The organism is Kribbella sp. NPDC002412, from assembly GCF_053592935.1.
Genome location: NZ_JBSFBL010000016.1, coordinates 63,435 through 76,465, shown reverse-complemented (window position 1 = coordinate 76,465; position 13,031 = coordinate 63,435). Strand labels below are relative to the sequence as shown.

Here is a 13,031-nt window from a genome sequence, read left to right as displayed (position 1 = left end):
TCAACTCTCCGCCCGCTGCCGGTACGCCGTGGGGCTCAGGCCGGTGTGGTGCCGGAAGCGGGTGGAGAAGTAGAGCGGATCCGGGTAGCCGACCTCGGCGGCGACAGATGCGATCGGCCGGGTGGTGAGTTCCAGCAGGCGGCTGGCGGCGTCGAGGCGACGGCGTTCGATGAACTGCTGGGGGCTGACGCCGAGCTGTTCGCGGAACAGGTGGGCGAACCGGGACACCGAGAGGCTGGCTGCACGCGCGAGCCTGGGGACATCCAAGGTCGCGCGCAGGTCCTGGTCGATCAGCTCGATCACCCGGAGCAGGCGGTCGTCGACGCGGACCGCCTTCGGGTTCTGGGTGTCGCACCACAGCAGCGCCGCCTCGAGGCTGTTCACGCTGAGCAGCGAACCCTGCGGGAGCACGCTGAACTGGTGCCGGACGACGTCGCGCAGGCAATGCGCGATCCGGGTGCCGGTCGGCTCGGCAGGCCGCAGCTGAAGAATGCCCGGGGCGACCTCCGGCCAGTCCAGCAGCGGCAGCCACTCCGGCTTCGGGTGGAAGTGGGCGAACCGGAAGTGCCAGCGCTGGAGCTCGGGCTCGACGCCGTAGTCGTGCAGCGTGCCCGGCCGGACCAACGTCGTGGTCCCGGGCTCCGCGAGTACGTCGTCTCCCTCGGTCCCGAACCGGCCGCGTCCGCCGAGAGTGTGGATGAGCAGCCAGTCCGTCGTCCCGCCGCGGCGGAAGGTCGCATAGCCGGGCCCTTCGTCGAACTCCCCCGCGTTCAGCCGCCGCACGACCGGGTGCGGCGACTCCTCGACAGCAGGATCTCGAAGGCTCACAGCGAATAATGCTATCCCCCGGACCCGGCCTGGTAGCGCAGACTCGAAGCATGACCACCGTGACCGATGTCTACCAGCGGGACGGGATCGTCCAGGTCCCGCAGTTGCTGACGCCCGCCGAAACCGACCGAATCCGCGCTGCGTTCATGGAGCAGGTCGCGATCGACCACTCGCTGGCGATCGACGACGGCGTACCGGACAGCGACCCGCTGGCGCGGTACCCGCGGTTCGTCCACCCGCACCGGCGGGCCGACGTCGAGGCCGGCCGGCTCGCGCTCGAGTACCTGCTCGACGACCGGATCCTCAATGTCGTGACCGCCTTGATCGGGCCGGCGCTGGGCGCCCAGTCGATGTTCTACTTCAAGCCGCCGGGCGCCCGGGGCCAGGCCCTGCACCAGGACAACACGTTCCTGCGCGCCGAGCCCGAGACCTGCTTGGCGGCCTGGATCGCGATCGACGACGTGGACGCGGACAACGGCGGCCTCGCCGTCGTCCCCGGCTCGCACCGGACCGAGCTCGTCTGCCCGGAGCAGGACGCCGACCTGACCGAGTCCTTCACCGCCGCCGAGGTCCCGGTGCCGGCCGGGCTGACCAAGGTGCAGACGAAGATGAAGGCCGGCGACGCGCTGTTCTTCCACGGCAGCGTGGTGCACGGCTCGCGGCCGAACTCGACCGCGGACCGGTTCCGCCGGTCGCTGATCTTCCACTACGTCCCGGAGGCGAGCGTCGAGATCGCCGCCTTCTACGACCCGCTGGTCCGCCCGGACCGCCGCACGGTCTCGATCCCGCTCGCGATCGGCGGCGGTCCCTGCGGCGACTACGCGGACGGCGAACCCTAGGTCGAGACCGTGGCGGGCTCGGCGGCGATGGTTTCGAGCTCGGTGCGGAACTGCGGCAGCATCCAGCGCAGCGGCTGGTCCAGGACGCGGCCGATGGTGGCCTCGTCGACGTGCAGCAGGTCGGCGATCCGGGCCAAGGCGTCCGGCTCGTCGACCGCGGCGTACAGCAGATGGACCACCTCGTGCCGGTGCGCGAACACCGCCAGCGCCGCGGCCGCCAACCCCGGATCGATCTCCGGCGGACTCGTGATTTCCCCGTGAACAGTCACGACATCACAACCTGACAAAACACCGATCGGTTACGGACCAGCCTTCAGGTCGGTTCAGCCCACGGTCAGCCCGGCAGCCAGCCGACCTTCCCGATCAGGTACGTCGCCCCGACCAGCGCGCCGATGTCGATCAGGGTGTGGGCCACCACCAGCGGCATCACCCGGCCCCAGCGGCGGTACAGGTAGCAGAAGACCACGCCCATGATCACGTTGCCGAAGAACCCGCCGAGCCCCTGGTAGAGGTGGTACGACCCACGCAGCAGCGAGCTGGCCGCCGTGGCGCGGCCGACCGACCATCCGAGCTGGTCCAGCCGCCGGTTCAGGTAGGCCAGCACGATGACTTCCTCGAGGATGGCGTTCTGCGCCGCCACCGCGACCAGGATCGGGATCCGCCACCAGGTGTCCGGCAGCCGCGCCGGGTCGACGGTCAGGTTCGCCCCGGTCGCGTAGGCGGCCAGGTAGAAGGCCAGTCCGGCGCCACCGATGGCCGCGGCGACCGCTGTCCCGCGCCCGAGGTCGCGAAGCCGGTCCCGCAGGTCGAACCCGATCGTGCGCATCGACTCGCCGCCGCGGGCCAGGAAGTGCGCGACCAACGCGACCGGGATCAGCGCGGTCACCACCGCGAACAGCTGCCAGGTCAGGTCCAACCACGGCCGCCCCGGCGCACGCGACCCGACGATCACCGCGGTCTGGCCGCTGATCGGCCGCGCCGACGTCAGCACCCCGGCGAACGAGATGATCGCCGACACCGCGGACGCCCCGAGCGACAACGCCAGGACCAGCCAGATCTCCTTCGTCAGCACCCGCCGGTCGGTGACCGGTGCCACCCGTTCGGCGGCCTCGTCCGCGGAACTCGTCATGCCCCAACTATCCCGCGCCCGGCAACCCGCGCCCGCCTGGACATGTTCGGATCTGTTCGAAATTTTCGGATGATGACGGTCCGTTGATCGATACACCGCGGCCCGGCAGGGTGACGCCATGCTGCTGAACCGTCGCACGCTGCTGATCGCCGCCGGTGGGTCGATCGCCGCCGCCCATGCCCTCCCCGCGGCTGCCACCCCGACCCCGACCGGCGAGGCCGGGGCAGCCTTCGCTCACCCCGGCCTCCTCCACTCCGCGGCCGACCTGGAGCGAATGCGCACTGCCGTCGCCGCGAAACAGTCCCCGGTGTACGACGGCTTCCTCGCACTCGCGGCCCACGCCAGGTCGTCGTACGACTATGTGATCCGCAACGCCGGCCACATCACCTCCTGGGGTCGCGGTCCGGCGAACTTCATGGCCGAGGCGGTCAGCGACTCCTGCGCGGCGTACCAGAACGCGCTGATGTGGGCCGTGACCGGTGACGCCCGGCACGCCGCCAAGGCCCGCGACATCCTGAACGTCTGGTCGGCCAGCCTGGAGGCGATCACCGGCGCGGACGGGCAGCTCGGGTCCGGTCTGCAGGGCTTCAAGTTCGTCAACGCGGCCGAGCTGCTCCGTGAGTACGACGGCTGGGCCGCGGCCGACGTGGAGCGCTGCCGGGAGTCGTTCCGCAAGGTCTGGTACCGATCCTTCGCCGGTACGGCGCTGTTCGCGAACGGCAACTGGGACGTCGCCGCACTCCAGGCTATCATCGGCATCGCGGTGTTCTGCGACGACCGGGTGATGTTCGAGGACGCGGTCCGGTACGCCGTGGCCGGTGCAGGCAACGGCCGGATCGAGCACATCGTGGTCGACGCGAGCGGCCAGGGCCAGGAGAGCGGCCGCAGCCAGGCCTACGCCCAGCTCGCCCTCGGCCTGCTCGCCAACGTCGCCGCAGTCGCGTGGAACCAGGGCGTCGACCTGTTCGGCCACAGCGACAACCGCATCCTGAAAGGCTTCGAGTACACCGCCCGCTACAACCTGGGCGACGACACGGTCCCGTTCGTCCAGGATCTCGACCGCACCGGCAAGTACCTCAAGACGGCCATCGCCACCGGCAACCGGGGTCAGTTCCAGCCGATCTACGAGCTTGCCTACGGCCACTACGTCGGCCGGCGCGGCCTGCCGGCGCCGTACCTGGAACAGGTCGTCCGCGGTCGCATCGAAGGGACGAACGACGACCACCCGGGTTTCGGCACCCTGACCCACGCCGGCGCGGCACCGACCCAACCTACGCTTCCCGGTGTCCCGTCCGGCCTGACCATCCGTGACGACACCCTGACCTGGGCCCGGTCGCTCGACGCGACCAGCTACACCGTGAAGCGCGACGCCAAACCGATCGCCACCGTGACCTCACCGAGCTTCCCGGTGCAGCTGCCTGGGCGCTACACGGTCGAGGCCACCAACGCGCTCGGTACCAGTGCGGAGTCGCTGCCGATCGGCCACGGGCGATTGCCTTGGGCAAGCAAAGACGTCGGCTCGATCCGCTCCGGCCGCACCGACTTCGACGGTCAGACCCTGACGATCGAGGCGGCCGGCGCCGACCTCAGCACGGGCTTCCGCTTCGTCTACTACCCGCTGGACGGCGACGGAACGGTCACCGCTCGCGTCGTCCACCCGGTCAGCTCGCAGTACGCGACCCTCGGCGTGATGATGCGGCAGACGCTCAGCCCTGACTCCGCCCACGCCTCGATGCTCATCCAGGGGCTCCCCCTCCACACCTGGAGCGGAGTCTGGACCGTCCGACCGACCAGCGGCGCACCGACCACAGGCACCGGCAGCACCCTCGTGCCACCAACCCAGCAAGCAGCCATCACCGTCAACGCCGGCTTCCCGATCTCCAACCTGGGCACGCTTCCCACCTCCGCGACCCCACTCCAAGCGCCGTACGTCGAAGCGGCGAGCGACGGTTATCGCCTGCGCCGCCCGTACTGGGTCCGCATCGTCCGCAAGGCCAACCGATTCACCGGGTCCATCTCGCCCGACGGCACGACGTGGACCGAGGTCGGCTCGTCCACGCTGCACCTCGGCCGCCAGTTGTACGTCGGCATCGCCGTCTGCGGCGGCCTCGGTGACGCCGAGACGACCACGGCCGCCTTCGACAACCTCAGCGCATCCAGACCCAGCGCACCCGTCGGACCGCTCACGGCAACGCCCTCGGCGAGTGCGGTCGAACTCGCCTGGACCGACCTCGACGTCAACGCCACCTACACGATCCGTCGCAGTTCAGGCGGTCCCTACAAGGTGATCGCGACCGGGGTGTCCGGCTTCGGCGTGGAGACGCGGTATCGCGATGCGTCCGGAGTACCAGGCACGAAGTACAGCTACGTGGTAGCGAAGGTAAACGGTCCCTGCTCGTCGCCGGCAGCGGCAGGGATGCCCGCCCCACCGCAGCCGACGATCACCAGCGCGACCACCGCCTACGCCAACGTCGGCACCCGCTTCGAATTCCGAATCGCCGCCACCAACGACCCGGCGACCTTCCAGGCGACCGGCCTCCCCCGCGGGCTCAGCGTCGACCCGAGCACCGGCGTCATCTCCGGAAGGCCCACAGAACAAGGGCAGTTCGCCGTCCAGCTCACAGCCGCCACGGCGACGGCGAACCTCGACCTGACCGTCACCGCACCACCACCCGAGCCGTGGGACTACCGCGACATCGGCGACTACGTGCTCGACGAACGCCGGCTCGCCACCTTCAGCGCGGTCGCGATCCGCACCCCCGGCATCACCAGCTGCGACGCCGGCCGCTTCACCGTCCGCGGCGCCGGCGTCGACCTCAACGTCATCAACCAGGGCATGACCGCGCAGTACGTCTCCCAGCCGGTCACCGGCGACCGCACCCTCACCGCGCGCGTCCTGAGCAGCGACACCGGCGGCCGGATCGGCCTCCTCATGACCAAGTCGCTGTCGCCGTTCGACCAGTCCGCCGGCGCGATCCAGACCGGCGACAAGCTCCAGTTCGTACGGCGGCTGCGCGTGGCGACCGGCCTGGTCACCACCGAGGTCACCGGCACCGCGGTCTGGCTGCGGCTCCGCCGTACCGGCGAGACGTTCCAGGCCGAGACCTCCGCGGACGGCGAGACCTGGTCGCCGCTCGGTGAGCCGGCCGCGATCCCGGGGTTCGGCGACGCGCCGTACCACGCCGGGCTGGCCGTGGTGTCCCGCAAACCCTTCGTGCTCAACACGACCGTCTTCGACCACGTGACGATCAGCTAAGGAGCTCCTGCCCATGACCGCAGAACTCACCCGACGCCATCTGCTGCAGGCGACCGGTGCCACCGTTGCCGCCGGCTACGTCACGACCCAACCGACCACAACCGCCGCGGCAACTCCGCAGACCAAGGTGCCGCGGTTGAAGACGTACCCGATCCCGGACGGCATCGCGCAGGCGACCACCTTCGACGTCAAGGTCCGGACCGGCCCCGGTCCGTGGCAGCAGGTGCCGACGTACTCGGTCAACCTCAAGCTCATCAACGCGCAGACCGGCTCCGGCCAGATCCAGAAGTCGTCGCTGACCTACTTCGACTTCGCCGGCCCGGTCGAGGTGATGGTCACCTACACCAAGGGCCCCGTGAACACCGCGCGGATCCGGCCGCTGTCGTACGGCGTCACGCCGGCGGTCGAGACGAACACGGTCCGGTTCACCCTGACCGAGCCGCGCAAGGTCGTGGTCGAGGTGAACGGCGAGATCTTCGACTGCCTGCACCTGCTCACCCGCGCGATCGAGACCGACGTGCCCGCGGCTGACGATCCGGACGTCATCTACTACGGGCCTGGCGTGCACACGACGGCCACCGGGCAACTCCAGGTGCCCAGTGGGAAGACGGTCTACCTGGCGGGTGGCGCCGTCCTGAAGGCCTCGGTGATCTTCCGGGACGTTACGAATGCGCGCCTGACCGGACGTGGCGTCATCTACGGCACCAATGGCGGCGGCTGCACCATCGTGAACTCGAAGAACATCCACGTCGACGGGATCTCGATGCTCAACCTGGCCACCGGGTACGCGATCACCGCGGGCATGTCCGAGCAGGTCTCGATCACCGACTTCGGCTACTTCAGCGCCGGCCAGTGGGGTGACGGCATCGACGTCTTCTCCAGCAGCGACGTACTGATCGACAGGTCGTTCCTGCGCTGCTCGGACGACTGCGTCGCGCTCTACACCCATCGCTGGGACTACTACGGCGACACCCGCAACGTCACCGTGCAGGACTCCAGCCTCTGGGCCGACGTCGCGCACCCGATCAACGTCGGCACTCATGGCAACACTGCGGCGCCGGAGGTGCTGGAGAACCTGACTGTCAGCAACGTCGACATCCTCGACCACCGCGAGCCGCAGAAGCTGTACCAGGGCTGTATCGCGCTCAACCCCGGCGACAGCAACCTGGTCCGGAACGTGCGGATCGAGAACGTCCGGGTCGAGGACTTCCGCTGGGGCCAGTTCATCCACTTCCGGATCGCCTACAACAAGACCTACAACACCTCCCCCGGCCGCGGTATCGAAGGCGTCTACGTCAAGAACCTCACCTACACCGGGCAGCACGCCGAGACCGCGATGATGCTCGGGTACGACGAGACACGCGGAATCAAGGACGTCACCTTTCAGAACCTCGTCGTCAACGGCACCGTGATCGCCTCGACGATGCGCAAACCCGGCTGGTACTCGGTCGCCGACATGGTGCCGATGCACGTCAACGAACACGTCACCAACCTGCGCTGGCTGGACGCGGCCACCGCCCCCACGACCACCCCGCCCAGCGTCACGACGCCGGCCACCGCGCAACTCACCGCCGGTGCGCCGGTCGTGCTCACGATCAGCGCGACCGGCTTCCCGACCGGCTTCGGTGCGCAAGGACTGCCCGCCGGGCTGACCGTCGACCAAACCACCGGCGTCATCACCGGCGCCCCGACCAGCCCCGGCACGTACAACGCGACGCTGAGCGTCACGAACGTCGCCGGCACCACCACGAAGAGCCTCATCGTCACCGTCCTCTGATCCACCGCCCCGAAGGAGAAGGACAGTTGAAGGAGATCAATCGACGTACCTTGCTGAAAGGCGCCGCGGGGGCCGCGGTCGCCGCCACCGCCGGCGGCACCGCAGCTGCGGCCGCACCGGCCACGTTCACCCACCCCGGCGCGCTGCACAACTGGGGTGACCTGAACCGCGCGAAGGTCCGGGTCGCCGCAGGCGATGACCCGTGGCTGTCCGGCTACAACAAGCTGATCGCCAACACGCACGCCCAGTCCACCTGGCAGCCGAACCCGCAGGCGACCATCATCCGCGGCGGCACCGGGCAGAACTACGGCATCCTCTACAACGACATCCACGCCGCCTACCAGAACGCGCTGCGCTGGTGGATCACCGGCTCGACCGCGCACGGCGACTGCGCGCGGAACATCCTGAACGCCTGGTCGGCCACACTCACCAGCGTCACCGGCAACGCAGACCGGTTCCTGGCGGCCGGCCTCTACGGCTACCAGTTCGCGAACGTGGCCGAGTTGATGCGCGGGTACTCCGGCTTCGACCTGGCCAGGTTCAAGACGATGCTGCTGAACGTCTTCTACCCGCTGAACAACTCGTTCCTGATCAACCACAACGACGCCTGCATCACCAACTACTGGGCCAACTGGGACCTCTGCACCATGAACTCGATCCTGGCCATCGCGATCCTGTGCGACGACGGAGCGAAGTACGACCAGGCGGTCGATTACTTCAAGAACGGCGCCGGGAACGGCGCGATCCGGAACGCGATCCCGTTCGTCTACGACTCCGAGGGCCTGGCCCAGTGGCAGGAAGCAGGTCGCGACCAGGGGCACACGGTGATGGGCATCGGGCAGATGGGCGCCTTCTGCGAGATGGCGTGGAACCAGGGTGAGGACCTGTACGGCTACGACAACAACCGGTTCCTGAAGGCCGCGCAGTACGTCGCGAAGTACAACCTCGGCCAGGACGTGCCATTCACCAGGTACAGCTGGGGCACCGGCCAGAACTGCGCCTACCAGGAGCACACCGTGATCTCCAGCGCGAGCCGCGGGCAGCTCCGGCCGGTCTGGGAGATGCTGCACTTCCACTACACCCGGCGGAAGTTCCTGTCGGTCCCGTACATCTCCCAGATGGCCGCGCTGGTCCGCCCGGAGGGCGGTGGCGGCGACTACGGCTCGACCAGCGGCGGCTTCGACCAGACCGGGTTCGGCACGGTCATGTACGCGAAGTAGGTCGCAGCAGCTCGATCAGGTGGTCGAGCAGCTCCCCCGGCTGGTCCGGCAGCCGGAACTGCGACTGGACCTGCAACCCGTCGGACAGGGCGATCAGCAGGGTGGCGATCTTCACCGGATCGGCCGCCGCGCTGATCGTCCCGTCCGCCTGCCTGGCCCGGACGCTCTCGGCAAGTGCTTCCCGCAGCCGCTGGTAGCGCTCCACGAAGAACTCGTGCGCGCTGTGCTGCGGATCCCCCGCCTCCGCCGAGAAGGTCGAGTACAGCTGGACCAGGCCTGGTACGCCGGCGTTGTGCCGGACGATCGCGGCCAGCTTGCCGACCACGTCGTACTCGTCGCCGAGTCGCGCGGTGTCGGCCTCGTCGCGAGCCCGCAGCACCGCCTCGAAGAGCTGCTCCTTCGAGCCGAAGTAGTGCAGCAGGCCGGCCTCGCTCAGGCCGACCGCGCTTGCCAGCTCGCGGGTGGACGTCTTGCGGTACCCGTTCCGGGCGATCACCTCGAGCGCGGCGGACAGGATCTGCTCGCGCTTGGCGACCCCTTTCGCGTACGGGCCTCTGGTGGTTGCCATGTTTCAAAACCTAGCATCACTTGGTTTTGGCGCGTACAGTGACACGCATGCGCGCCTTCACCGAGCTCCTCGACCGGCTGACACTCGAGGAGAAGGTCCGGGTCCTGACCGGCCAGGACTTCTGGTCCACCCACCCGCTGCCCGGTGCCGGGCTGCGGTCGATGGTGCTGTCGGACGGCCCGAGCGGTGTCCGCGGCGCGGTGTGGGACGAGCGCGACCCGTCCCTCAACCTCCCGTCGGCGACCGCGCTCTCCTCGTCCTGGGACCTCGAGATCGCGCACCGGTACGGCGTGGTGTCCGCGCTCGAAGCGCGTCGCAAAGGTGTGGACGTCGTCCTCGGGCCGACCATCAACCTGCACCGGTCCCCGCTCGGCGGGCGGCACTTCGAGGCGTTCAGCGAGGATCCCGTGCTGACTGCCGAGCTCGCCGCCGCCTACGTGGCCGGCGTGCAGGAGCTCGGTGTCGGCGCGACCCCGAAGCACTACGTCGCGAACGACTTCGAGACCGAGCGCTTCACCGCCGACGTGGTCGTGAGCGACCGGGCGTTGCGCGAGGTGTACCTGCTGGCCTTCGAGAAGGCCGTCACCGAGTCGAAGGCGTGGCTGGTGATGAGCGCCTACAACTCGATCAACGGCGCGACCGCCTCGGAGAACGAGCTGCTCGAGACCCCGCTGAACAGCGAGTGGGGCTTCGACGGTGTCGTGGTGAGCGACTGGACCGCCGTACGCAGCCTGGAGAGTGCCAAGCACTCGCAGGACCTGGCGATGCCGGGACCGACCGGGGCGTGGGGGGACGCCCTGGTCGAGGCAGTCCGGTCCGGGGAGATCAAGGAAGACGTGATCGACCGCAAGGTGCTGCGGCTGCTCGCGCTGGCCGCCCGGGTCGGCGCGCTCGAAGGCTTTGAGAAGCCGGCCGAGGTCCCGCAGGTGGACGGTGTCGCGTTCGCGCGTACGGCGGCAGCCGAAGGCTCGGTGCTGTTGCAGAACAACGACGAGCTGCCGTGGAGCGCCAGCGGCCTCCAGCGGGTCGCGGTGATCGGGCACAACGCCCGGGACGCGCGGACCCAGGGCGGCGGTAGCGCGACTGTCATCCCGGCGTCCGTGGTCTCGCCGCTGGACGGACTTCGCGCTGCCCTGCCCGGCGCCGAGGTGACGTACTCGCTCGGCGCGGTCGTGCAGGAAGGCGTCGCGGAGCTGCCACTGACCACGATGACGAACCCGGTGACCGGCGAGCCCGGTGCCCGGGTGCGTTTCCTCGACGCGGACGGCGCCGAACTGTTCGCCGAGGACCGGTTCTCCAGCGCGCTGGTCTACCTCGGCGGAAACGCGCCGATCACCGAGACCGCGGTCTTCGAGTTCCGGACGACGTACACGCCGGCCCAGTCCGGTTCGGTGCTGCTCGGCTTCGCGTCGGTCGGCCATGGCCGGATCTTTGCCGACGGCAAGCTTCTGCACGAGGCCACCGCGGTCCCGGTCGGCACCGACCTCGGCGCCGCGATCCTGTCACCGCCGTCGATCTCCACGCCGCTCGACGTGACCGCGGGCCAACCGGTCGACGTACGCGTCGAGCTCGACCTGCCGACCCGCGAGGGCGGTCTCAGCAACGCGCTGAGCATCACGGTCGGCGCGGAGCCGGACCCGTCGGACCCGCAGGCGCTGATCGACGAGGCCGTCGCGGCGGCCCGGGCGGCCGACGTCGCGGTCGTGGTGGTCGGCACCAACTCGAAGGTCGAGTCCGAGGGCTACGACCGCAGCACCCTCGCACTTCCCGGTCGCCAGGACGACCTGGTTCGGGCCGTCGCCGCGGCCAACCCGCGCACGGTCGTGGTCGTCAACGCAGGCTCGCCCGTGCTGCTGCCCTGGCGTGGCGAGGTTGCCGCGCTCCTGGTCACCTACTTCGGTGGCCAGGAGTACGGCAACGCCTTGGCCGACGTGCTCCTCGGCGGGGTGGAGCCCGGCGGCCGGCTCCCGACCACGTGGCCGGTCACGGAGTCCGACGTACCGGTCATCGACGTGACGCCACGGGACGGAGTGGTTCGCTACGACGAAGGCATCCACATCGGCTACCGGGCCTGGCTGCGGGCGGGGACCGAGCCTGCGTACGAGTTTGGCCACGGCCTCGGCTACACCAGTTGGCAGCTGTCCGACCTCCGCGCGATCGACCCGTCGTCGGTCGCCCTGACCGTGCGCAACACCGGGGACCGCTCCGGCAAGCACGTCGTCCAGGTGTACGCCGAGCGCCCCGAGTCCACCGTGGATCGCCCGACCCGCTGGCTGGCCGGGTTCACCGTCGTACGCCTCGACGCGGGGCAGGCCCGTGAGATCACGGTCCAGCTCCACGAGCGCACCTTCGACCACTGGGACAACGGCTGGACCAGCGAGCCCGGCGGGTTCACCTTGCGTGCCGGCTGCTCGGTCACCGACCTGCCTTTGGCAACCGAGATCCAGCTGCCGTAGCGATCCGGAGCAGGTCTTCGGCCGCGACCGGCAGCGCGTGGGTCTTGGGCCAGACGGCGCGCAGTCGTCGGTGCAGGTCGGCGTCGGCGAGCTGCACCTCGATGAGGTGTCCGAGGGCGAGATCGTTCTGCACGGTCGCAGCGCTGAGAACGGCGGGACCGATGCCGGCGGCAACTGCGCTGCGGACGGCGGCGTTGACCTCGAGCACGACCAGCGGTGGCACCGGCTGGAGCTTCGCGGTGGCGAAGATGCGGTCCAGGGTCTCGCGGGTGCCCGAACCTCGTTCGCGCACGATCAACGGCGTCTCGGCGAGTTCGGCGAGTGGCACCGGCTGGCGACGGCGCGCCCACGGGTGCGACCGGGCGACGACGACCGCGAGCCGGTCGGTGGCAACGGTCCGAGAGCTGAGTCCGCGGGGCACTGTTGGTGCCTCGGTGAAGCCGATGCTGATCTCGCGACGGGCAGCGAGCTCGGTGACCTGCTCGGAGTTGGTCACCTTCAGGCTGAGCTGAAGGCCGGGCGACTGCCGCTGCAGCTCGGCGAGCCAGGCCGGCAGGAAGTTCTCGGCGAGCGTCATGCTGGCAGCCACCCGCAGGTCCTGGTCCCGGGCGGTCCGGAGAGCGGTCACGCCGGCCAGCAGCGTCTGGACTTCTCCGAGCACCCGCTCGGACCATTGGCAGACGGCCTTGCCCTCGGTGGTGAGCACGGAGCCACGGGTTCCGCGTTCGGCCAGCGGCAGCCCGAGCCTGCGCTCCAGCATGCTGAGCCGCTTGCTGGCGGCCGGCTGGCTGATCTGCATCCGGTCCGCGGCCTGGCCGAGGCTGCCGAGCTCGGCGACGAGCGTGAGCAGCATCAGGCTGTCGAGATCCGGCAGGGGTTCGCTCATAACCACTGATTATGAGCAGTTGCCGGATTGCCTGGTACCCCGATCCAGCAAGCCCGGTGATGCTCGACGGCA

General features: G+C 69.5%; 10 protein-coding genes. 5 read left to right on the top strand and 5 right to left on the bottom strand.

Going from position 1 to position 13,031, the window contains the following annotated elements:
* Nucleotides 1-828, bottom strand: a complete 828-nt coding sequence (locus ACWCOV_RS15600; protein WP_449829922.1) for a helix-turn-helix domain-containing protein — start codon at nucleotides 826-828, stop codon at nucleotides 1-3.
* Between the two features lie 50 nt (nucleotides 829-878).
* Between ACWCOV_RS15600 and ACWCOV_RS15595 the strand changes: the two genes are divergently transcribed.
* The gene (locus ACWCOV_RS15595) at nucleotides 879-1,667 is read left to right on the top strand and encodes a phytanoyl-CoA dioxygenase family protein (RefSeq protein ID WP_449829921.1); all 789 of its coding nucleotides are present in this window, start codon (nucleotides 879-881) and stop codon (nucleotides 1,665-1,667) included.
* On the opposite strand, the gene ACWCOV_RS15590 is transcribed toward ACWCOV_RS15595, so the two are convergent.
* Nucleotides 1,664-1,936 carry a hypothetical protein gene (locus ACWCOV_RS15590; protein WP_449829920.1) on the bottom strand — a complete coding sequence of 91 codons (273 nt, stop codon included), beginning with the start codon at nucleotides 1,934-1,936 and terminating at the stop codon, nucleotides 1,664-1,666. The genes ACWCOV_RS15595 and ACWCOV_RS15590 overlap by 4 nt on opposite strands.
* 65 nt (nucleotides 1,937-2,001) lie before the next feature.
* A complete protein-coding gene (locus ACWCOV_RS15585; protein ID WP_449829919.1) occupies nucleotides 2,002-2,796 on the bottom strand; it encodes a CPBP family intramembrane glutamic endopeptidase in 795 nt (264 codons plus the stop codon).
* A gap of 118 nt (nucleotides 2,797-2,914) precedes the next feature.
* Between ACWCOV_RS15585 and ACWCOV_RS15580 the strand changes: the two genes are divergently transcribed.
* Genes ACWCOV_RS15580 through ACWCOV_RS15570 form a run of 3 tightly spaced genes read left to right on the top strand, consistent with a single transcriptional unit; the run spans nucleotide 2,915 to nucleotide 9,049 of the window.
* Nucleotides 2,915-6,052 (top strand): alginate lyase family protein, encoded by a 3,138-nt coding sequence (locus ACWCOV_RS15580; protein WP_449829918.1) that lies wholly within the window; start codon nucleotides 2,915-2,917, stop codon nucleotides 6,050-6,052.
* A gap of 13 nt (nucleotides 6,053-6,065) precedes the next feature.
* Nucleotides 6,066-7,829: a putative Ig domain-containing protein gene (locus ACWCOV_RS15575; protein ID WP_449829917.1), complete on the top strand. Its 1,764-nt coding sequence runs from the start codon at nucleotides 6,066-6,068 to the stop codon at nucleotides 7,827-7,829.
* A 26-nt stretch (nucleotides 7,830-7,855) separates the two neighbouring features.
* Nucleotides 7,856-9,049: an alginate lyase family protein gene (locus ACWCOV_RS15570; RefSeq protein ID WP_449829916.1), complete on the top strand. Its 1,194-nt coding sequence runs from the start codon at nucleotides 7,856-7,858 to the stop codon at nucleotides 9,047-9,049.
* Here ACWCOV_RS15570 and ACWCOV_RS15565 read toward each other — a convergent pair.
* Entirely contained in the window at nucleotides 9,033-9,617 is a 585-nt protein-coding gene (locus tag ACWCOV_RS15565) for a TetR/AcrR family transcriptional regulator (RefSeq protein WP_449829915.1), read from the bottom strand. The genes ACWCOV_RS15570 and ACWCOV_RS15565 overlap by 17 nt on opposite strands.
* 47 nt (nucleotides 9,618-9,664) lie before the next feature.
* Between ACWCOV_RS15565 and ACWCOV_RS15560 the strand changes: the two genes are divergently transcribed.
* Complete coding sequence (locus ACWCOV_RS15560; RefSeq protein ID WP_449829914.1) at nucleotides 9,665-12,073, top strand: glycoside hydrolase family 3 protein; 2,409 nt, start codon at nucleotides 9,665-9,667, stop codon at nucleotides 12,071-12,073.
* Here the strand turns inward: ACWCOV_RS15560 and ACWCOV_RS15555 are convergent.
* Nucleotides 12,033-12,959 (bottom strand): LysR family transcriptional regulator, encoded by a 927-nt coding sequence (locus ACWCOV_RS15555; RefSeq protein ID WP_449829913.1) that lies wholly within the window; start codon nucleotides 12,957-12,959, stop codon nucleotides 12,033-12,035. The genes ACWCOV_RS15560 and ACWCOV_RS15555 overlap by 41 nt on opposite strands.
* Between the last annotated feature and the right edge of the window lie 72 nt (nucleotides 12,960-13,031).